This is a genomic window from Citrobacter sp. MGH110, from assembly GCF_001037515.1.
In the GTDB taxonomy this organism is placed as follows: Bacteria; Pseudomonadota; Gammaproteobacteria; order Enterobacterales; family Enterobacteriaceae; genus Citrobacter; species Citrobacter portucalensis.
The window spans coordinates 2,724,722-2,746,222 of record NZ_KQ089830.1 but is presented as its reverse complement, the minus strand read 5'-3'; the positions used below and the strand labels follow the sequence as shown (position 1 = coordinate 2,746,222).

Here is a 21,501-nt window from a genome sequence, read left to right as displayed (position 1 = left end):
CCCGAAACAGCGTAAACAACTGTGGGCGGTATTTCGGATGGAATACCAATGAAGTTCAAAATACAGGGTGGCTTGAGATGGATTGTTTGCAAGGAAATGCGCTTCCGCCACCTGCAGATCAGGGTTTCCCTTGCATAAATTGTCTGTGGAAATAGATCGTCGGAATAACCAAAAAACAGATATAAGGTTAAGTAGTAATATGAAAATGAAAAACGTGGCTGTGGCTTGTGCGCTGATGGCGGGAATGTCTTTTACTGCATCTTCTGCTTTCGCTGCAAAAAATGTTGAACCGACTAACGGTAAAATTCACTTCACTGGTTCTCTGGTTAATTCCGCATGCGGTCTGGCCCCAGAATCCAGCCCGGTGCAGGTTAATTTTGGTGAGATCCCAACTTCTCAGTTAAAAGACAACCAACGTGCTGGTGTTAAGCATGCCAAAATCGTTCTGCAGGGCTGCGATACAACTGTTGCGAAAACCGCCACAGTAACCTACACCCCGGCAACGATTGATACCGACAACAATGCGCTGGCTGCATTTACCTCGGGTACAGCAAAGGGCGCGGGCATCGGTATGATTGACAGTGGTAACCAGGACGTGAAATGGGGCGAAGCCGCATCTCAGGTCAACATTACCGATGGCGAAACCGACATTGATTTCGTTGCTTACCTGCAGGCCAACAACGCATCCGCAGCCGTAACCCCGGGTGACTTCGAATCTACCGTTAATTTCCAGATCGATTATCAGTAACGATCTGCTGCGGGCGCAATTATGCGCCTGCTTAACCCTTCCTGCGAATAACTGAAAGGAAATGCGGTGATGCCTGGATGGCGTATTTTACTGCTTTTTATCTTCATATCGCCTGCATGGGTTTTGGCTGACACCCATCGTCTTGTCAGTACGCCCGGCAAAATGCGCATGCGGGGAAATATTATTGAGGCTGCCTGTTATGTCGATCCACGCGACCGGTCGCTGCTGGTTGAATTTGATGACCTCTCAGCCAGAGATATTTCCGGAAAACCTGAAAAAGTATCTGCGCATGATTTCAGCATTCATTTGCTGGGATGTTCATTAGGGGATTCTCAACACCCCGGGAATCTGTTCCAACGCGCCAATATTACCTTTTCCGGCGCACCGGATAGTGACAATCCTGATTATCTGAGCGTGCAATCGGAAACTGAAAATTTAGCGATAGAAATATATGACGGCAAAGGCAAGCAAATTCATTTGGGTGAGCCATCACCGGATTATGCGCTTAACCCAGGGAAAAACACGCTCAATTTTACGGCTTATTTGATCTCCCGCGACGGAAGAATGACGTCTGGTGAATTTACTGCAGTCACGCATTTTGTTGTGAATTATCTCTGAGCTGCACAGCAATTCGGGTATCTGAAGGTTTGCGAACGAAAATGATCACGCTGAAAACAGATAAAAAACGTCTGGCGCTTTTAATTGCTCTGGTCTGTGCCTCTTCATGGGCTGAAGCGGATGAGTCTATTGAATTTAATACTGACGTCCTGGATGCCAGTGACAGACAAAATGTCGATTTACAGCGTTTTTCCGAAGGCAACTTTGTGACTCCCGGAGAATATCTGCTGGATGTTCGTATTAACAGCCAGGAGATTCCTCAGCAGTCGATCCGTTATATCGTTGATCCTGCCAACTCGCATAAATCCATGGCGTGCCTGACGCCGCAACAGCTCGAATTACTGGCGCTCAAAGAAAAGGCGCTGACCTATATTCATCCGATTAGCGCGACCTGCTATGACATTTCCCGCCTGCCGGGTGTGGTGCTGAATAATAGCGCAGGCGTACTGGACATTACCGTGCCTCAGGCATGGATGAAATATACCGATCCAGACTGGACGCCGCCGGAGCGCTGGGATAACGGCGTCGCGGGACTGATTTTCGACTACAGCGTTTCGGGCCAGGCCACACATTACGAACAAGGTGGCGATCATTACCGCTCACTGTCTGGTTACGGACAGACGGGCTTTAACCTCGGCGCGTGGCGCTTTCGTGGCCAGTATCAGGCCAATTATGCTTCGGATGAAAATCGTGGGCGTATCGACTGGGATCAGATCTATGCCTATCGCCCGTTACCGATGCAGGCTGCAAAACTGACGGTCGGTGAAATATATCTGAATTCCCAGGTGTTTGATTCAGTCCGATTTACCGGGGCTAACCTCGCCAGCGACGAGCGCATGCTACCACCGAATTTGCAGGGCTACGCGCCCGAAGTGCACGGCATCGCCCGCAGTAATGCGAAGGTCACCGTCAGTCAGCAGGGGCGTGTTATCTATCAAACCACCGTTCCTGCGGGGCCATTTAATATTCAGGATCTACACGGCTCGGTACGCGGCACGCTGGATGTTCGCGTCGAAGAGCAGGATGGCAGCGTACAAACCTTTCAGGTCAATACGGCAGATATCCCTTACCTGACGCGCCCGGGCTATGTTCGTTACAACGCCGCTGTCGGTAAGCCATCGCGTTATAACCACGACGTCCAGGGACCTGCATTTTATAGCGGTGATTTTTCATGGGGGGTCAGCAATGCGTGGTCACTGTACGGTGGCGCGTTGCTCACTGGCGATCGCTATAACGCCTGGTCGATGGGGATTGGGCGGGATTTGAGCTGGCTGGGCGCGCTGTCGGCTGATGCGACGCAATCCGTGAGCCGGGTGAAGCATCAGGCTGAACAAAAAGGGATGTCCTTTAAGCTCAGTTATGCCAAAACCTTTGATGAATACAACAGCGCCATCACCTTTGCCGGTTACCGTTTTTCACAGCGTAACTTCCGCACCTTCTCGCAGTTCCTCGACGAGCAGTATGAAAATAACAACAGCGCCGGCAACGAAAAAGAGATGTACACCATCACCGGTAACAAGACCTTTTTTGCTGACGACCCGCAATTAGCGACCACGCTGTACCTGACCTATACCCACCAGAATTACTGGGATCGTGGCTCTCAGGATCGTTACGGGATGTCGATGGGGCACAGCTTTTCGTTCGCAGGCATTCAGGGGATCAGCGCCAACCTTGCCGCTTACCGCTCTGAGTATCAGGGCAAACGGGACGACAGCCTTTCGCTGTCCATTTCGGTGCCATGGAGCGATGGCCGCTCAATGGATTATGAAGTGCAAAACAGCGGCAGCCAGACCAGTCAGATGGTTTCGTATTCCGATAACCGCGACCGTAACAATCCATGGCGACTGCGCGCAGGGGTTTCCGGTGAAGGGCACACCGCGTTTGATGGCTACTACAAGCATCGCAGCATGATGGCGGAACTGGAATCTAACGTCAGCTGGCAGCAATCACGTTATTTCTCCGTTGGCGGCACGATGCGCGGCGGCTTTACCGCAACGCGTCATGGTGCGGCACTACACAACAGCCAGGCGTCGATGAATACCGCCAGGGTGATGGTTGATACCGACGGTGTGGCGAATGTACCGCTGAACGGCGAACAGGCGCACTCAAACCGCTTCGGTATTGCCGTCGTACCGGACGTCGTCAGCTATCACAGCTTTGATACCCGTATCGATGTGGACGCAATGGACGAGGACATTTCCGCGACCAAAGCCATCGTCACCAACACCCTGACGGAAGGCGCGATTGGTTATCAGCGCTTCGCCGTGGCGCAGGGGCAAAAAATGATGGCGCTGCTGCGCCTGAAAGATGGTTCGGTACCGCCGTTTGGTGCCGAAGTGTTTAACGCCAACGGTGTCAGCGTCGCCATGGTGATGGAAAACGGCATGGCCTGGATTGCGGGTGTGAATCCAGCCGAGCGTCTTTCTGTTGCCTGGGGCGGTCGCGCGCAGTGTCACTTACAGGTGCCGCAACAAATCAACCCGGAAGGTAACGTGCTGTTGCCTTGTGAATAATATCAATAACCTGAATGAATTTTGTCATGAAAAATCAAGCATTTTACTCCGTGCAGCGTTGGCTCAAACCCGTGGTCTGCGGTCTGCTTTTTATTGCAGAGATCAACGCCTCATGGGCGGGCATTGCACTTGACCGTACCCGTCTGATTATCACCGGTGATGCGCGATCTGTCAGTGCGAACTTAACCAACACCAGTCCGAGCATTCCGTTTCTGGCTCAGTCGTGGGTGGAAGACGCCAATGGAACAAAAATTACCTCGCCGTTGATGGTTTTACCGCCGCTACAACGGATTAACGGCGGGCAAAAGGGCATTGCGCGTGTGACAAAAACCAGCGGTATTAACGCTTTGCCGCAGGATCGCGAAAGTCTGTTCTACCTGAACGTGCGTGAAATTCCGCCCAAGCCGGATAAGCCGAACGTGCTGCAACTGGCGATGCAGTCGCGCATCAAACTGTTCTACCGTCCGACCGTCATCGTGCCGGAAACACCGGGCGCCGTGTGGCAAAACCAACTGGTCTTTCATAAGCAGGGGCAGCGCTGGAGTGTGGATAACCCAACGCCGTACTTCGTTACCTTAATCGGCTTAAGCCGCAAGCCTGAAGCGCAGGGCGGCGACAGGCTGACTGACTTCCCTGGGATTATGGTTTCACCAAAGTCCTCTCTCGATTTCAGCGTGACCGACGGCAGCGTTAGCCAGTTCAGCATGATGTACGTGAACGATTTTGGCGGTCATCCCGAATTGAAATTCAGCTGCACAGGCAATGTGTGTAAAGCATTGCCGATGGAGCAACAGCCCCGGTAACAGGATTCGTAAATGAAAAAGATGCTTTGCGCTCTGCTGATGGCGGGCATGGCCTGTTCGGTTCAGGCCACAAGCGGTCGCCAGGATATGAGCAATGTGTCCGGCGAGTATGGCAACGTCCGCTTTCATGGTCGGGTGTTCGTTTCGCCGTGCGTGCTGGATATGGCCTCCCGCGATCAGACTATCGATCTTGGTGATATTTCCGCCAACCGATTTCGCCAGGGCGGCGATCGCAGCGATCCGGTATTGGTCACGCTGTATCTGAATGGCTGTTTAAAGGGCTCCGGTCATACCTTAAGGGATTTCCCTGGGCAGACCAGTGAGATGCCTGAGCTTGCGCACAGCACGGTGGAGCGTGGTGTTTCGATGACGCTAATGGCTGAAGGCGCACCGGAAAACAGCGATTTGGGTCGCATTCGTGGCGATGTTCGCGGCGCGGGCATCCGGCTACTGACTGAACGTAATCAGTTAATCCACCTGAACCAACCGCAACGCATGTGGATCCTCAAACCGGGCGATAACGCCATTCATTTTCTTGCCGCGCTGGAATCTTTTGGGCGAGAGGTGACCGCCGGAGAATTTAACGGTCTGGTCAGACTCAAGCTGGAGTATCTATGAGCGTATTACGTAACATGCTGTTGTGGGTGGTGCTGGCAGGCTGTCCGATAGCCGGGCAGGCATTTACGCAGGGAGAAGGTGAGCCGGAAGGTGGGTCGCCGCATCAGTACGATATTGAACTGAGTTCGCTGGATGTCAGCAAAAACCACGTAGGTGGCAGAACGGAGCCGTTCCCATGGAATCTGGGTGGCTGGTATGTGGTGAATTTCTATTGCGAACAGGCTGACATCTCCCGAGCACCAATTTACTACACCACCACAACCACGATGCCGCCTTCAAATCAGGGGGCGAACCGTTTTCGGCTAAACGAGTATCTGGATGTGGAAGTTCAGGTGTGGGTTGCCGGGGGCTATAAAAAATATGTGCAGGCGCCTTTTACCAACGTTTCAAACCGCAACAGCAACAACAGCTGTAAAAAGCGTAAGGGCTACACGCGAGCGACTAACGTTGAAAGTGGTTCAAAAGGGAAAGTGACGTTTATTGTCACTAAACCCATTATCAATGGCATCAATATCACTTCCCAGTCGCTGGTGGAGGTGGCCGGGCGTATGGGAAGCGCGGGACCTACGCCAACCACGGCGATTTCTCGCGTGGTGATTAAATCCGGGCTGATTACCGTCCCGGACAAATGCACCTTCAACCGGGGAGACAAAATCAGCATTGAGTTTGGCGATCTGCCTGGATCCGCTGCCCGGCTCAACGGCACTAACTACAGCAAGTCAGTCCCTATACATGTTGTCTGTGAAGGCGGGAGCTTCGATCAGGGTGCGCTGAACATTAATCTTGGTATACAAACGACCACGGCGTCAGGCACGGCGGGGTTTAACGGTAATCTCCTTGGCACGCTGAGCGGCGGACAAAAGCGCGACGATCTCGGCATTATGCTTAAAGACGAGAGTGGTGGCACCGTCGTGCCCAATCAATTCTACAACGTGAAGGGGTTTTACCAGAATCAGGGCGACTGGAATCTCACCGCCGCACCGGTGGCAAAGCCGGGCGTGGGAAGTGTGAAAGAAGGTGAATTTGAAGCCTCTGCCACCGTTGTCGCGCAGTTTCAGTAGGGGGATGTCATGAGATTCTCGGCGTTATTCGCGACCAGTATGTTACTGCTAGGTGGCATGGCGCAGGCCGACACCAAACTGGTCGGCGGCGATATGTATTTTCACGGCACAATCAGAGCCCTGGCCTGCAGCCTTGCACCGGGAGGCGACAAAATCGAGGTCGATTTCAAGCAAATCGCGACACAGGATCTCTATCTCTCGGGGCGCAGTAAGCCGGAAAAATTCAGCATCCAGTTACGCGACTGCAACCCGGAGGTTTTCCGTGGGATCTCGGTTACCTTCAGCGGTCGTGAGGATGCGGAGCTGACCGATCATCTGGCGCTGGATAGCAGTGAACAAGGCGGTGCGTCAGGGATCGGGATTGGGATGAGCGAAGAGGACGGCACGGCAATCCGCCTTGATGAGAGCACGTCAGTCAAAGAGATAACAGAAGGTTCGATGACGCTGAATTTCTTGGCGTGGGTCGCAGCGGAGCCATCGGCGATAAAAAATCAGTCTCTCGAATACGGTCCGTTCAGCTCCAGCGGGACCTGGACGTTGAACTACCAGTAGCATGATGAACGTACTGAATCGCATTGCGCCGCTGCCTGCGCAGAAATTATTGCTCGGTATTAGTCTGTTTTTCTGGTGTGGGGCCATGCATCTCTACTGGCCGAACAACGGCGGCAGCGGCCTGTCGTTGCCGCTTAATATTACGAGCTGGATCTACGCTGTTGTACTGGCTGCAAGCGTATTGATGCTGGTGCCTCGTCAACGCTGGCGCATCACTGTGCCCGCTGCGTGTTTTACAGTCGGGGCGTTCATCCTGACGTTGCTTTGCCTGCTAACGCCTGATGTCTGGCAGGCCGAGGCACTGCTGGTGGCGGGGGCGTTACTGGGCGGTGTGAGCGTCTATCTGGTCACATTACAAATTCCGCTCACGGCAAACACCCTAACGGCACTGTTGGCTCTACTATGGGGAGCGTGCGTCATTGAATGTCTGGCGTTTGTCTATCAGTACTGGCATTTGCCGGGCGTTGAATACTGGGAGTTTGCCTGGCGGCGCGGTACGCGACCCTACGGGATATTTCAGCAGGTCAACCTGATAGCCAGCTTCACGGCATGCGGTGTGCTGCTGTCAGCGCCGCTCTTTTTACGTCTGCACCGCGGGTATCGAATTGCCATTGGGATAGGCCTGGTAATGATGGGATTTGTGCTGCATGAATCTCAGTCGCAAACCGGCTACCTGTCTCTGGTAATCGGTGAAGTGCTGCTGCTGGCGGTTTTCCCGGCGCAACGGCGCACGCTGCTGCTACTTCTCCTGCCGCTGGCGTTAGGCGTAGCGATAGGGGCCACGGCCCGCCATTTTTTGTCTGTGGTCACGGTCGATCATCTGACGACTTCTCAAGTGCGCTGGACGGTGTTGAAAACGTCGCTGGCATTATTTGCCGAACGTCCGTGGATGGGGTGGGGCGTGGGCAGTTTTGCTGCCGTGTTTCTCGAACGCGCGGGGCCATTGGGGCTGGGCAGCATTTCGCATCCGCACAACGAACTGGTGCTGTGGTTGGTGGAGGGCGGTCTGGTTGGGCTGGCAGGGGCGCTCTGTTTTATAGCGGATGGTTTATGGCTCTGGCTGCACGGTAATTGCTGGCGTCGCGCCTGCCTGGTGGCGGCACTGCCGGTGGTTATTCATATGTTGACGGAATACCCCGTTAGGCAGTCAACGCCACACTGGCTGCTGTTGATCCTGTTGCTTCGATGTGCAGACAGCGCGCGAACGGGAATACGCCTGGCGCTTACGTCGACGTCGCTGATTCGCGCGGCAGGGTTTATCTCGTTACTGACCGTCGCGCCATTGCTGCTTCTCACGCTGCACACGCAACAGCAATTGACGCTGGCGGAGAGGCAGTCAACGCAGTGGCATCTTGCCGAACCGCTCCCTGTAGGAGGCTGGCTTCTTACAAGTCGCTATCGGTTTGATGTCCAGATGGGATATCTACAACGGTATCAGCGTACCCGGGACGCACGTTGGCTGGAAGCGGTTCGCCGCTGGGCACCTGATTATGTGCGCGTTCACCCAGACCCTAATGTCTCCTTCACGCAAATCTTACTGGCGTTGCAACAGCGCGACCTGGTCGAGGCGCATCGTCTGGCGACGCGCTTTTGCCTGATATACCCAAACGATCGCCGTATCCCGTGGCTGCAGGATGCACGACGTCCTTTTAATAAAATAATGGAATGATATGAACAGTTTCAGCGAACAGGCCCGTTATGTGCCAGAACTTCCCCGCAACGCCGAGCTGCTGCGGATCACCGGGATCCGTTTGCAGCGCATTCATTTTTTTGATGACGCATCGCTGGATGTCTGTGAGGTGTTAAGTCAGGTACGCACACCGCTCCCACTGGATTTGTTTTTCAAGCACCTTTCCATCACGGCAAAACAGCAGCTTTTTCTATGGCAAATGCAGCGGGTGCTGGCCCTCTCTGGAAGCTATTCGCTGAATTTATCCGTCAGGATGCTGACCAGTCTGTCATGGATCACACGTCTCACAAAGCAGGTGCATCAGGGGAGGATTGTTATTGAAATTCAGGATCCGGGCTCCATGATGCGCCTGGATAAGGCAGAGCAGCAGGCCGTATGCATTGCCGTAAAAACGCTGGTGCGTCACGGGTTTCGCGTGTGGCTGGATGATGTTTCGCCTGAGCTATTTTTTGTCTGGCGGCTGTCGGGCATCCGTTTCGATGCCATCAAAATTGAAAGTGGAATGTTTCATCAGTTCAGAACATCGGAGTGGCAGTTGAGGGTTCTGGTCAATCAATTTCGTGGGCTGGGTGAGCGGGTTGTCATTGAGGGAGTAGAAACGCCACAGGATTATGCCATTTGCCGTATGAGCGGCGCAGATGCTGTACAGGGCTTTCTGTTTGAGCAGGAAATTTTACCGAAAAGCCTGAATCATTGCTGACTCAGGCTCTGACAATTACTCGCTCAGCGTCTGTGCGATATCTTTTTGCACCTGCTGGCGCTGTTCTGGGGTCAGCACTTTGTTCAGGTCAAAATAGTATTTTACGCGATAATAACGCGCCTGCTGTTCGATGTTGCTGAACGCAGAAAGCTGTTTCTGAACGGCAGCTTCATCCCATTTCCCGGACTTGATGACGTCAATCAACGCGCCGTCTTTAACATCTTTCACCGAAATCTGGCTTACGTTGGTTTCAAGCTGCTGGTGCAGTTTTTTAATCTGCGCCACCTGGTCGTTGGTCAGCTTAAGATGCTGAACGACCGGGTCCTGAGCTGGAGCAGGAACATTGGATACGTTTGCTGCAAGCGTACTAAAAGAAGCGCCCGCTAAGGTAGCCGCCAGCAAAGTCATGCGTAAGAAGTTCTTCATTATTGAAATCCTGATAAGGAAATTATCGACATTGTCTGCCACTCGCTGGTTACGAGTGATTATCCTTTGCAGAATACGATGCTCACCGCATGTCGCCACGCGAATTTGTTTTGCGGTTGGTTACGGAGTGAAACAATCCCGCCACAAGAAACGTAGTGCAGCGGGAGTGAAGGCGATAGTTATAGCGTGAACGGGTCGGCGTCCTGCCAGGCGGGAAACTTCTCGCGATACTCGCGCAGCGCTGAGAGTGACAGCTCGGCGTCAATGCGTGTGGCCTGATGCGGCTCGGCGGTGGCAATAATCTCACCCTGCGGATTAATCACCCGGCTGTCACCGCGATAATGATGCCCGTTACCGTCTGTGCCCACGCGGTTACATCCTGCTACATAAGCCTGGTTCTCAATCGCCCGTGCGGCAAGCAGAAGCTGCCAGTGCAGCGAACGCGGCGCAGGCCAATTGGCAACATACAACGCCAGGTCGTAATCGTTGCGATTACGCGACCATACCGGAAAACGCAGGTCATAACAGACCAACGGCAGAATGCGCCAGCCGCGCCATTCAACAATAACGCGCGCGTCACCTGCATGGTAATGCTGATGCTCGTCCGCCATGCGGAACAGATGGCGCTTGTCGTAGAAATGCACATTACCTTCGGGCTCAACCAGAAAAAAGCGGTTTACCGGGCCGCGTTCAGACTGGATAGCAGCGCTGCCCGCGATCAGGGCGTTGGTCTGTTGCGCCTTGGCGCGCATCCAGCTTACGACTTCTTCTTGCGGCAACGATTTATTTGCCGCTTCCATGGCAAATCCGCTGGTAAACATCTCGGGCAACACGATGACATCACGTCCGGCGACGGTTTCCAGTTGTCGGTCAAAATGGCGCAGGTTGGCCGGGCCATCCATCCAGATCAAGGGTTGTTGCAGCAGAGTAATTTTCAAACCAGGCACGATCGAGGCTCCTCGTTGAACAACATTTTGACACTGTAGCATGAGCATTAATGAAAATGTGGCAATAAAAAGCCCCGCATTAAGCGGGGCTAAACGTTGTGCGTATATCGTTATGCGGCTTCGACTTTACGCACTTTCTCTGGCAGCTTTACCGGCTGAGTCGCCAGCTCCTCGGGTTCAAAGTCATCCACGTTGATACTGCGCAGGCGGCTCGCTTCGGCTTTCACCAGAATCGCGGCTTCATCTTTATCAATCAGCCCTTTCGCCAGCGCATTGTGCGCCAGTTCGTCGAGGCGGGTAAATGGCAGGTTTTTACCCAACTCTTTACAGATCCGCTGGTGGATAGGGTCGGCTGCAATGACATCCAGCAGAGCCTCTTCCAGCAAACCAACCGGGTTATGCTCGCTTGGCGTCAGATATTGACCGCGACCAATACGAGAACGAGTAGCACTCGGAACCTGCAAAATCTTCGCGACTTTATGGTCCAGCTTGTCAGAAGGTGCGTCGTAGTGGCGACCGGTCGGGAAGATAACCACGTTCAGCAAGCCCGCGACCAGACGGTTCGGGAAGTTTTTCAGCAGATCGTCCATCGCCTGTTCCGCTTTGTACAGCGCATCCTGAACGCCCCAGTGAACCAACGGCAGGTCCGCTTCATTACGGCCTTCATCGTCATAACGTTTCAGTACCGCAGAGGCCAGATACAGCTGGCTTAACACATCGCCCAGACGCGCGGAGATACGTTCGCGGCGCTTCAGGCTACCGCCCAGTACGGCCATGGACACATCTGAAAGCAGGGCCAGGTTGGCGCTCAAGCGGTTCAGGTGCTGATAGTAACGTTTGGTCGCATCACCGGTTGGCGTGCTGCTGGTTAAGCCACGCGTCAGACCAAGCCAGAAGCTGCGCACTTTGTTACTGCCAACGTGACCGATGTGTTTGAACAGCAGCTTGTCGAACGCATTCACATCGTTACTCTGTGCCGCAGCCATCTCTTCCAGAACATACGGATGGCAGCGAATAGCACCCTGACCGAAGATCATCATGCTACGGGTCAGAATGTTGGCACCTTCAACGGTAATGGCGATTGGCGCACCTTGATAAGCGCGGGCGAGGAAGTTGCTTTCGCCAAGCATAATGCCTTTACCGCCAGTGATATCCATCGCATCGATGATTGACTGCTGCCCGCGGTGGGTACAGTGATATTTCACGATAGCCGACAGCACCGCCGGTTTTTCACCCAGCATAATGCCGTAGGTAATCAGTGATGCCGCAGCGTCCATCACGTAGGCGTTACCGGCAATACGTGCCAACGGCTCTTCAATACCTTCCATCTTGCCGATGGAGATTTTGAACTGGCGACGAATGTGCGCATACGCGCCGGTGGCCATTGCGACCGATTTCACGCCGCCCGTCGAGTTAGACGGCAGGGTAATGCCACGTCCCACAGACAGACATTCCACCAGCATGCGCCAGCCCTGACCGGCCATTTTCGGACCACCGATGATGTAATCAATCGGTACAAACACATCTTTACCGAGGGTCGGACCGTTCTGGAACGGCACGTTCAGCGGGAAGTGACGAAGCCCAATTTGTACACCCGGCGTTGAGGTTGGGATCAGCGCACAGGTAATACCGAGATCTTCTTCACCACCCAGCAATTTTTCCGGATCAGAGAGTTTAAATGCCAGACCCAGTACCGTGGCGATAGGCGCCAGCGTAATATAACGTTTGTTCCAGGTCAGGCGCATACCCAGCACCTGCTGGCCCTGCCAGTCGCCCATACAAACCACACCGGTATCAGGGATCGCCCCTGCGTCGGAGCCTGCTTCCGGGCTGGTCAGAGCAAAGCATGGGATCTCCTGACCGCGAGCCAGACGCGGCAGGTAATGATTTTTCTGCTCTTCGGTGCCGTAATGTTGCAGCAGCTCGCCTGGGCCTAATGAGTTAGGTACGCCAACGGTGATCGCCAGGATCCCGGAAACGCCGGAGAGTTTCTGCAGAACGCGAGCCTGAGCATATGCTGAGAATTCCAGCCCGCCGTACTCTTTCTTAATGATCATCGCGAAGAAGCGGTGTTCTTTCAGATATGCCCACAGTTCCGGCGGCAGATCCGCGAGTTCGTGAGTGATCTGGAAGTCGTTCGCCATGCGGCACGCTTCTTCCACTGGACCATCAATAAACGCTTGTTCTTCAGCGGTCAGATGCGGTTGAGGATAGTTATGCAGTTTTTTCCAGTCAGGCTTGCCCTGGAACAGGTCACCTTCCCACCAGGTTGTACCCGCATCAATCGCTTCTTTCTCAGTACGCGACATCGGTGGCATGACTTTACGGAAGCCGCGGAACACCGGCGCAGAGATCATGGATTTGCGCATCGGCGTAAAGTTAAACGGCACGAGGATAATGGCCAGAGGAACCAGCAGCCAGACTGACCACAGGCCAGCCACGCCAAGCGCAGCCGTCCAGGCGAGCAAAATTAAACTGCTGAGGAATAAGCTCACGCGGTGATAAAACAGAACGCTGAGCAAAACAACCGTAGCGATAATACTCAAAATCATCATAACGAAAAGCTCCCTTGCTTGTAGGAGGTCTGACCACTTGTGATGATATGGTTGTAGTGGATGTAAATTCTTTTAGCAATGTGTTTACAAAATAATTACAACAAAGCTCACATTGTTGCTGTTTTAACCGGCACAAAAAATCAAAAGCCGTAGCCATTCCTGTCTGGCTAATTTTCTGTAGTAGGAAATATCAACATGCGTTGTTAAGGTAATGAACGTGTTAATTCTGAGAAATTGTTCCGTTCACTTTGCGTTTATCGCCACTCTGCAGCACCAATATTTGTGAACGTGTTAAGGGTGCTATCGCTGCACCCTTAACAATCCCGGCTCCTGGCGGGAAAATTGTTGCTGCGCAATACCCTCCGCTTATTCCTTCAGGCTACCGGGCCGGGCGCGAGGTAGCGTCCCTGCAAAACGCGCCCTGAGCCAGCATCCATGCTGGCTCTCCCGGCCTTACGGAAACACGTCGGCAATTTTCAGCCGGACCAGCCCACACCTGATCATCGCCGCCGTTTTTTCAAACAGCGAAACAGAAACACCTGAAATTAAGAGAGTTGAAGCGATACCCTCGGTCCGGCTGAAAATTGATGAGGCGTTGACGGCTGACCGGGGTCGTCCGCAGGGATGCGGACGGAGGGGATGGCCTGCAGGGATGCAGGCTCGGCCCCGACCCGAAAGGCAGACGGAATAAGACGAATGAATCGCATAGCGACGATTTTCCCGCCGGGAGCCCGGGTTGCAAGGGTGGTGGCGGTGAGCCACCCTTGCACGTTCACGTAAATAGCGATATCAGAGTAGCGATGAACATAAGGTGAACGTAACCCTGTTCAAAGATAAAATATTCTCCTTGCATGATTCACTTGCAGTCATTATGACCATTCCTGTGGCTTGTACTTCTCGCTGGTAGCGCTATCCGGTACACTGCATCTTGTCATTTACATTCATGCTGAAGGATATCCTCATGTACCAGGATCTTATTCGTAACGAACTGAGCGAAGCGGCGGAAACGCTGGCTAATTTTCTTAAAGATGACGCCAATATTCACGCCATTCAGCGTGCGGCGGTCCTGTTGGCAGACAGCTTTAAAGCGGGCGGTAAGGTGCTTTCTTGCGGTAACGGCGGTTCCCATTGCGACGCGATGCACTTTGCCGAAGAGCTGACCGGACGCTATCGTGAAAACCGTCCTGGTTACCCTGCTATCGCTATCTCTGACGTTAGCCATATCTCCTGCGTCAGCAACGATTTTGGTTACGATTATGTGTTCTCTCGCTACGTAGAAGCCGTGGGTCGTGAAGGTGATGTCCTGTTAGGTATCTCGACTTCGGGTAATTCCGGTAACGTAATTAAAGCGATTGCCGCAGCGCGTGAGAAAGGGATGAAAGTGATCACCCTGACCGGTAAAGATGGCGGAAAAATGGCGGGCAGCGCGGATATCGAAATTCGTGTGCCGCACTTTGGCTACGCTGACCGTATTCAGGAAATTCATATCAAAGTGATCCATATCCTGATCCAACTGATCGAAAAAGAGATGGTTAAACCATAAGAAGACGATTGCCGGATGGTGGCTGAAGCCTTATCCGGCCTACATGAGCGCCACGTAGGCCTGTTAAGCGCAGCGCCATCAGGCAGTTCAAGGTTTTAAGGTAGGTGATGTATGTGCGAACTGCTCGGGATGAGCGCCAATGTGCCAACCGATATCTGCTTTAGCTTCACCGGGCTGGTTCAGCGCGGCGGAGGGACCGGGCCGCACAAAGACGGCTGGGGTATTACGTTTTATGAAGGTAAGGGCTGCCGTACGTTTAAAGATCCGCAACCCAGCTTTAATTCGCCTATCGCCAAACTGGTACAAGACTACCCCATCAAATCCTGTTCCGTGATTGCCCATATTCGTCAGGCGAACCGTGGCGAAGTGGCGTTGGAAAATACCCATCCCTTTACCCGCGAACTGTGGGGACGCAACTGGACCTATGCTCATAATGGACAGCTCAGTGGCTATAAATCGCTGGAAACCGGAAATTTCCGCCCGGTCGGGGAAACCGACAGCGAAAAAGCTTTCTGCTGGCTGCTCCACAAGCTGACGGAGCGTTATCCGCGCACGCCTGGCAATATGACGGCAGTGTTCAAATATATCGCAATGCTGGCAGGAGAGCTGCGGGAGAAGGGCGTCTTCAACATGCTGTTGTCTGACGGACGCTATGTGATGGCCTTCTGTTCGACCAACCTGTTTTGGATCACGCGTCGTGCGCCGTTTGGCGTGGCAACATTGCTGGATCAGGATGTGGAAATCGATTTTAGCTCAGAGACCACACCCAATGATGTGGTCACCGTGATTGCCACTCAACCGTTAACCGGCAATGAAACCTGGCAAAAGATTATGCCAGGCGAGTGGGCATTATTTTGTCTCGGGGAGCGTGTAGTTTGATGCCAGTTGCGGCTGAACCACTTCGTGACTCAACGGCTTGCTGACGACGTAACGACCATCGACGACGGAAACGGTCGGTGGTTTACGTGTTTGTTCAAAGTAATCGTATCCCGGCTTTAACTGGGCCCAGAAATCTTTGTAATACGAGAACTTATGGCGTTGCATGTTGGCATCGGTCATGCGGAACGGGTAAATGCTAACCTGTACGCTGGACTGCCCGAACACCAGAGCACCGGTCACAAACTGGAAAATCTCATCAATGCCGTTGTCGGTCATTGCGTAGCAGCCGACGGAAACACAGGCACCGTGGATCATCAGGTACTTACCTTCATAACCGTGTGCGCGGTCGTAGGCGTTAGGGAAACCAATGTTAATCGCTTTATAGAAGCGGCTATCCGGTTTCAGCTGTCCACGCTGTACGCTGTAAAATCCTTCCGGACTTTTGAAATCACCCTGACGCTGCTTCGGACCTAAGCCACCGGAATAATTACAGATCTTATAACTGTCGAGCAATTGATACTGTTCGCCCATCTTGACGTACAGATCCAAGGTTCGCTCTTCTTTGAAGATCTGGATATAAACGGGGGAGCCCATTAATTGCTGCTTATATTCTTTGCTGACAGGCGTAGTCGGGCTGCTGCTGCTCAGCAAACCGGCAAATGAAACGCACGGCAATAAAAGCATCGCAAGAAAAAATGCGATTTTACGCATACTGCTTATTCCTTGATAAAACGATCACACACGCCAGGACGGCAAAAAGAATCCCCAAATCGGATAAATCTGGATCTGGAGCGCTCACATTAGCACCAAGAGAGTTTTTCGCAAGTCTCTCGTGCGGCGTTTACACTTTAGTTTTTCTTTATACGGAAAATTGCGCTTAAAGGCAGTCAGACACTGGCGTATTTTGCTGGTTAGCACACTGCATTTTTTCTTATTAGTGAAGAATGTCTAATATATTGAATTTAAAAAATTAATTATTTAATAATCGAATATTAAACAGGAACGATGAGCAATAGCGGTAAACTGCGGCGAACGTGTTTGACCAGGTATTCTTCTTTTCATGTTTTTTGTCTCTGCACCCCGTTGCTTCTTACCGGGCCTGCTGTCTTTGTGTGTTGTGCTGTCTTTACCGTCTGTCGCCAAAGTTCAGACCCACTTATCTGACGCCCATTTAAGCTATGCGGCGCAATTGCGGATGCGTAACCGCGCCCGGCTGCTGAAGCAGTATCACGCACAGGAAAAAAAACAGGCAAGCTACGTGGTGGAAGGCAACGCAGAAAGTAAACGCGCGCTGCGCCAGCAGAACCGGGCGCTGATTAAACAGCACCCGGAGTGGTTCCCTGGCCCACTAAAAGCCAGCGACCATCGCTGGCAGGAACTGGCTGAGAATGATCATTTTCTCAGTAGCGATCATCTGCACAATATCACTGAAGTGGCCATCCACCGACTTGAGCAACAGCTAGGTAAACCCTATTTGTGGGGAGGTACCGATCCGGATGAAGGGTTTGATTGTAGCGGGCTGATTTTTTATGCCTACAACAAAATTCTGGCGGCAAAATTGCCGCGTACGGCGAATGAAATGTATCACTATCGGCGGGCAACCATCGTCTCTAACCGCGATCTTCGCCGTGGTGATTTAGTCTTCTTTCATATTCACAGCCGGGATATTGCCGATCATATGGGCGTCTATTTGGGGCAGGGGCAATTTATTGAATCACCGCGGACGGGAGAAACCATTCGGGTGAGCAATTTATCCGATGACTTCTGGCGGGATCATTATCTTGGCGCCCGTCGTATTCTTACGGAAAATACTATTCTGTAATCAAAAAGGCGGTGTAATGACACCGCCTCGCCAGGCGTTAACTCAACGCCCCCATGATCTTTAATTCCAGCTCGTCCGGAACTTCGTTATAAGACAATACCTGCAAACCCGGAGCGAACAGGCGCGCATAGCGCGCGAGCAGAGGACGTAGCTGCGGTGCGACCAGCAGGACCGGCTCTTTACCCGCCGCTTTCATCTGTTCTTTAATCTGCGGCATATTGGTCTGGAATTGATTGAGCATATTCGGATCGACCGGTACGCTATCGAGCACCACTTTGCCGCTTTGCTGAGCCTGATTCACCACATTTGCCAGCAGATTTTCCAGCTCATTATTCAGGGTGTACACCGCCAGCTCATCTTTGCGTACAAACGGATGGGTAATGCTGCGACGAAGCGCCAGACGCACATCTGCCGTTAACAAAATATGATCTTTGGTGACGGCGCTACTGGCGACCAGTACGGTAGCAATAGTGACGATATCGCGCAGCGGCACACCTTCGACCAGCAGCGCCCGGTAGACCTTCAGGAGCTGGCTGTAATTCAGCGCCGCGCTCAGATCTTCCGCCAGACGGGGTGCCATCGAAGAGAGGCGGTTATGCAGTTGCGTAATATCGTCGTAGTTAAACAGGTCGGGAATATAGTTGCGAATGATCTTATTCACGTGCGTTGCAATGACGCTGGCGCTATCAATGACCTGATATCCCATATTTAGCGCTTTGGCTTTTTGCGCCGGGACAATCCACGTGACCGGCATACCGTAGGCCGGATCGTGGCCTAAAACACCATCGATCTCGCCGTAGGTTTCACTGGAAGGCAGCGCCATCAGCTTATCTGAGGGAATATCGGCCTCATCAGCCTTGATCCCGTTGATAAAAATGGCGTACTGGGTCGGTTTTAGACGGAAGTTTTCGCGAATGCGAATTTCCGGTAGCAACACGCCGTTCGTGTCTGAGATAACCTGCCGCACACCGCGAATACGTTGGGTGAGCGGATTCCCTTTGGATTTGTCCACCAGCGACACCAGCTTGTAGCCCAGGCTCAGGCTGATTGGCTCAATCAAGGGAATCGTTTCCCAACTGACCTGTTGCTCAGTGGTTTCAACGATAGTTTTGGTCAGCGTCTCAAGATTTTTCTCTTCGGTCTCAGCCACCTTCGGGCGCTTGCTCATACGCCAGGCGGTGAACCCCAGCAGGGCGCTGAACACCAGGAATGGGAAATGCGGCATTCCCGGCACCACCGCCAGTACAAACATAATGCTGGTGGCGGTATAGAGCACGGAGGGGCTGGCCAGCAGCTGGCTTCGCACGTCAGTGGCAATATCACCGCTGTCGCTCACGCGAGTAACGATAATCGCCGCCGCCGTTGACAGCAGCAGAGACGGGATCTGGGCGACCAGACCGTCACCGATGGTCATCAGTACGTATTGCTGGAATGCGGCTTCGGCGCTTAAATCGTATTTGAAAATACCGATACAGACGCCGCCGATCAGGTTAATGGCCAGGATCATCATCCCGGCGATGGCATCACCGCGCACGAACTTCGACGCACCGTCCATTGCGCCATAGAAATCCGCTTCGCCCGCCACGTCTTTACGTCGCGCCTGCGCCTGGGCCTGATTAATCAGCCCCGCGTTCAGATCGGCGTCGATCGCCATCTGCTTGCCGGGCATGGCGTCGAGGGTAAAGCGGGCCGAAACTTCGGAGATACGCTCGGCGCCCTTGGTCACCACGATAAAGTTGATGATCATCAGGATGATGAACACCACAAAACCGACGACAAAGTTACCGCCGATCACCACCTGACCGAAGGATTCGATCACTTTACCGGCAGCGCCTGCGCCCATATGACCGTGCAGTAACACCACGCGCGTTGACGCCACGTTCAGCGTCAAGCGCATTAGGGTGGTGATCAGCAAAATGGTCGGGAACAGGCTGAATTCGAGCGGGCGTTTCGCGGAAACGGCCACCAACAGCACCATCACCGCCAGCACGATGTTAAAGGTGAACAGAATATCCAGCAGGGCCGGCGGTAACGGCAGGATCACCATCGCCAGAATACACAGTATTACCAGCGGAATGCCGATGTTACCGTTGCGCAGCAGCGCGAGTAATTGTTTAGTTATTTTCGGCATCCAGTTTAAGAACCTCTTTTGGAATGGAAATATGTCTGTTCAGCGAAGGGCGTGCCTGTGAACCGTCACGCCAGTGTTTCATTTGCAGTACATAGGTCAGGACGTGTGCAATCGCCCGATAAAGTTGAAATGGGATCTGTTGATTGACCTGGGTGGTGTAATAAACCGAGCGCGCCAGCTTAGGAAATTCAACAATCTCAATGTTGCTTTCTGCCGCTACCTGACGGATATACAGCGCAATTTCATCGGTGCCTTTGGCGACAACAAAAGGCGCGGCGGAGCGCGACTGGTCATACTGCAGCGCCACGGCATAGTGGGTTGGGTTGGTGATCACCACATCGGCTTTCGGCACGACCTTGCGGATTTGCCCCATCGCCATTTGCCGTTGCAGACGACGGATCCTGGCCCGTACTTCTGGTTTACCTTCCTGATTTTTATACTCTTCTTTCACTTCCTGTTTGGTCATCTTTAACCCTTTGGTGAACATTTTCTTCGCCAGAGGAACATCGATCACCGCGAAAAAGACAAACAGGATGACAAAGTTGCGCATGATGCTGCTGTACAGCGCCAGGCCATCGCTGACGGCCTGCTTGAAATACAGCTCCTGCAGCCCCAGGAAGGCGGCAACATTATTGCGCACGCTAATCCACAGCATCACCAGCAGCACAATCGCTTTGAGCGTCATCTTGCCGGTGTCCACCAGATGGTCGGTGGAAAACAGACGGCCAATTCCTTTGAGCGGGCTTAATTTGCTAAAGTCCGGCAAAATTTTCTTTGGCAGGAATAACCAGCCTCCGGGAATCAGCGAGGCAAACAGCGCGGCGACCGGCATGGGTAACAGCGTCAGGATGAACTTGGCTAAAATCAGCAGATGGTGCTCGAGGAACTGGCCGATAATGTCCGGGTCATTAATGTTCTGCGCATACTGATGCACGCTAATGAAGCTTTCGCGGACAAAATCCTCATACCAGGGGAAGCTGCTGGAAATCACCATAAACGCGGCAAACAGACTGGCGGCAAGCCCCATATCTTTTGAGCGCGGAATTTGCCCCTCTTGCCTGGCTTTGCGAAGTTTTTGCGCCGAGGGTTTTTCTGTTTTTTCTTCGCTGCTGCTATCCGCCATAGTGCCCCTTGAGCGCGTCAAGCTGCTGCAAGACGAAATTCGCCAGGTGCAGATAGTGGTCGGGCAGGTTGTAAAGCAGAGTCGCAAAGCAGATAAGACCTGCCAGCATGTTGATCGGAAAACCTAACGAGTACAGGTTGAGCGGAGGTGCAATGCGGTTAAGCAAACCAAAGCAGCCCTGGACAATCAGCATGATAAAGGTTGTCGGCAGCGCCAGCAGCGTGGCCGCGGCAAACACCCAGCCCAGCGCCAGGGAAATGGTGCGCAGAGATTGTGGATGCAGCGCATTGCCAATCGGCCAGTAGGTAAAGCCTTTGAATAAAATGCTTACCAGCAACAAGTGTCCATCCATCGCAAAGAACAGTATCACCGCGTAGATGTTGATCATCTCCGCCAGTACCGTCGTTGACGCGCCGCTGCTGGGGTCGTTCATCACCGCCATGCTCATCCCCATATTGAATGAGAGGATCTGGCCCGCCAGCTGCAGCGCCAAAAATAAAAACTGCAGCATCAGGCCAAAAAGCATACCCCACAAAAACTGCTCTGCGGTCAAAATAATGCTGTTGATCGACAGCAGGCTGTCAGGAACCGGATGGGGGATAAGCGGCGTAATGATAAAGGCCAGCGCCAGAGACAAAATAATGCGTATCCGCACCGTGAGCGCCGCGTTGTCCAGCACCGGCGCGTAGTGAATAAACGCCATAATGCGCACGAATGGAAACCACATGCCCAGTATCAGGTTACTTAACTGTGTAACGTCTGTTTCGCGCAT

At 53.0% G+C, this 21,501-nt stretch carries 19 protein-coding genes; 12 read left to right on the top strand and 7 right to left on the bottom strand.

Annotation, left to right across the window (positions count from 1 at the left end; translation table 11 throughout):
• The first annotated feature begins 199 nt into the window (after nt 1-199).
• The 9 genes from SK38_RS13030 to SK38_RS12990 all read left to right on the top strand — a co-directional run bounded on the left by SK38_RS13030 (nt 200) and on the right by SK38_RS12990 (nt 9,303).
• Nucleotides 200-748, top strand: a complete 549-nt coding sequence (locus SK38_RS13030) for a fimbrial protein (RefSeq protein WP_048236091.1) — start codon at nt 200-202, stop codon at nt 746-748.
• A 69-nt stretch (nt 749-817) separates the two neighbouring features.
• The gene (locus SK38_RS13025) at nt 818-1,366 is read left to right on the top strand and encodes a fimbrial protein (protein ID WP_020996612.1); all 549 of its coding nucleotides are present in this window, start codon (nt 818-820) and stop codon (nt 1,364-1,366) included.
• 41 nt (nt 1,367-1,407) lie between these two features.
• Nucleotides 1,408-3,879, top strand: coding sequence for a fimbria/pilus outer membrane usher protein (locus SK38_RS13020; RefSeq protein ID WP_048236090.1), 2,472 nt, complete (start codon nt 1,408-1,410; stop codon nt 3,877-3,879).
• Nucleotides 3,880-3,905: 26 nt separating this feature from the next.
• Complete coding sequence (locus tag SK38_RS13015; protein WP_156183257.1) at nt 3,906-4,682, top strand: fimbrial biogenesis chaperone; 777 nt, start codon at nt 3,906-3,908, stop codon at nt 4,680-4,682.
• A gap of 12 nt (nt 4,683-4,694) precedes the next feature.
• On the top strand, nt 4,695-5,300 hold the full coding sequence (locus SK38_RS13010) for a fimbrial protein (RefSeq protein WP_048236088.1): 606 nt from the start codon (nt 4,695-4,697) through the stop codon (nt 5,298-5,300).
• Nucleotides 5,297-6,361 carry a fimbrial protein gene (locus tag SK38_RS13005; RefSeq protein ID WP_048236087.1) on the top strand — a complete coding sequence of 355 codons (1,065 nt, stop codon included), beginning with the start codon at nt 5,297-5,299 and terminating at the stop codon, nt 6,359-6,361. Before SK38_RS13010 ends, SK38_RS13005 begins: the two co-directional genes overlap by 4 nt.
• A gap of 9 nt (nt 6,362-6,370) precedes the next feature.
• Nucleotides 6,371-6,913 carry a fimbrial protein gene (locus tag SK38_RS13000; protein ID WP_048236086.1) on the top strand — a complete coding sequence of 181 codons (543 nt, stop codon included), beginning with the start codon at nt 6,371-6,373 and terminating at the stop codon, nt 6,911-6,913.
• A gap of 1 nt (nt 6,914) precedes the next feature.
• Nucleotides 6,915-8,582: an O-antigen ligase family protein gene (locus SK38_RS12995; RefSeq protein ID WP_048236085.1), complete on the top strand. Its 1,668-nt coding sequence runs from the start codon at nt 6,915-6,917 to the stop codon at nt 8,580-8,582.
• 1 nt (nt 8,583) lies between these two features.
• Nucleotides 8,584-9,303 carry an EAL domain-containing protein gene (locus SK38_RS12990; RefSeq protein ID WP_048236084.1) on the top strand — a complete coding sequence of 240 codons (720 nt, stop codon included), beginning with the start codon at nt 8,584-8,586 and terminating at the stop codon, nt 9,301-9,303.
• A 15-nt stretch (nt 9,304-9,318) separates the two neighbouring features.
• Here the strand turns inward: SK38_RS12990 and SK38_RS12985 are convergent, their stop codons facing one another.
• The 3 genes from SK38_RS12985 to fadE all read right to left on the bottom strand — a co-directional run bounded on the left by SK38_RS12985 (nt 9,319) and on the right by fadE (nt 13,231).
• Entirely contained in the window at nt 9,319-9,729 is a 411-nt protein-coding gene (locus SK38_RS12985; RefSeq protein ID WP_003830819.1) for a Spy/CpxP family protein refolding chaperone, read from the bottom strand.
• A 179-nt stretch (nt 9,730-9,908) separates the two neighbouring features.
• Entirely contained in the window at nt 9,909-10,676 is a 768-nt protein-coding gene (locus tag SK38_RS12980; protein ID WP_048236083.1) for an amidohydrolase, read from the bottom strand.
• A gap of 110 nt (nt 10,677-10,786) precedes the next feature.
• Nucleotides 10,787-13,231 (bottom strand): acyl-CoA dehydrogenase FadE, encoded by a 2,445-nt coding sequence (fadE, locus tag SK38_RS12975; protein ID WP_048236082.1) that lies wholly within the window; start codon nt 13,229-13,231, stop codon nt 10,787-10,789.
• A gap of 961 nt (nt 13,232-14,192) precedes the next feature.
• Here fadE and lpcA point away from each other — a divergent pair.
• The gene (lpcA, locus tag SK38_RS12970) at nt 14,193-14,774 is read left to right on the top strand and encodes a D-sedoheptulose 7-phosphate isomerase (protein WP_003031390.1); all 582 of its coding nucleotides are present in this window, start codon (nt 14,193-14,195) and stop codon (nt 14,772-14,774) included.
• A 111-nt stretch (nt 14,775-14,885) separates the two neighbouring features.
• On the top strand, nt 14,886-15,653 hold the full coding sequence (locus SK38_RS12965) for a class II glutamine amidotransferase (RefSeq protein ID WP_003031388.1): 768 nt from the start codon (nt 14,886-14,888) through the stop codon (nt 15,651-15,653).
• Here SK38_RS12965 and dpaA read toward each other — a convergent pair.
• Entirely contained in the window at nt 15,624-16,364 is a 741-nt protein-coding gene (gene dpaA, locus SK38_RS12960) for a peptidoglycan meso-diaminopimelic acid protein amidase (RefSeq protein ID WP_003830823.1), read from the bottom strand. The genes SK38_RS12965 and dpaA overlap by 30 nt on opposite strands.
• A 349-nt stretch (nt 16,365-16,713) precedes the next feature.
• Here dpaA and SK38_RS12955 point away from each other — a divergent pair, with 349 nt between their 5' ends.
• The gene (locus SK38_RS12955; RefSeq protein ID WP_048236081.1) at nt 16,714-17,475 is read left to right on the top strand and encodes a C40 family peptidase; all 762 of its coding nucleotides are present in this window, start codon (nt 16,714-16,716) and stop codon (nt 17,473-17,475) included.
• A 37-nt stretch (nt 17,476-17,512) separates the two neighbouring features.
• Here the strand turns inward: SK38_RS12955 and SK38_RS12950 are convergent, their stop codons facing one another.
• Genes SK38_RS12950 through fliR form a run of 3 tightly spaced genes read right to left on the bottom strand, consistent with a single transcriptional unit; the run spans nt 17,513 to nt 21,501 of the window.
• Nucleotides 17,513-19,606 (bottom strand): flagellar biosynthesis protein FlhA, encoded by a 2,094-nt coding sequence (locus SK38_RS12950; RefSeq protein ID WP_043015243.1) that lies wholly within the window; start codon nt 19,604-19,606, stop codon nt 17,513-17,515.
• Nucleotides 19,590-20,729 carry a flagellar biosynthesis protein FlhB gene (flhB, locus tag SK38_RS12945; RefSeq protein ID WP_048236080.1) on the bottom strand — a complete coding sequence of 380 codons (1,140 nt, stop codon included), beginning with the start codon at nt 20,727-20,729 and terminating at the stop codon, nt 19,590-19,592. Before flhB ends, SK38_RS12950 begins: the two co-directional genes overlap by 17 nt.
• The gene (gene fliR / locus SK38_RS12940; RefSeq protein ID WP_043015245.1) at nt 20,719-21,501 is read right to left on the bottom strand and encodes a flagellar biosynthetic protein FliR; all 783 of its coding nucleotides are present in this window, start codon (nt 21,499-21,501) and stop codon (nt 20,719-20,721) included. Before fliR ends, flhB begins: the two co-directional genes overlap by 11 nt.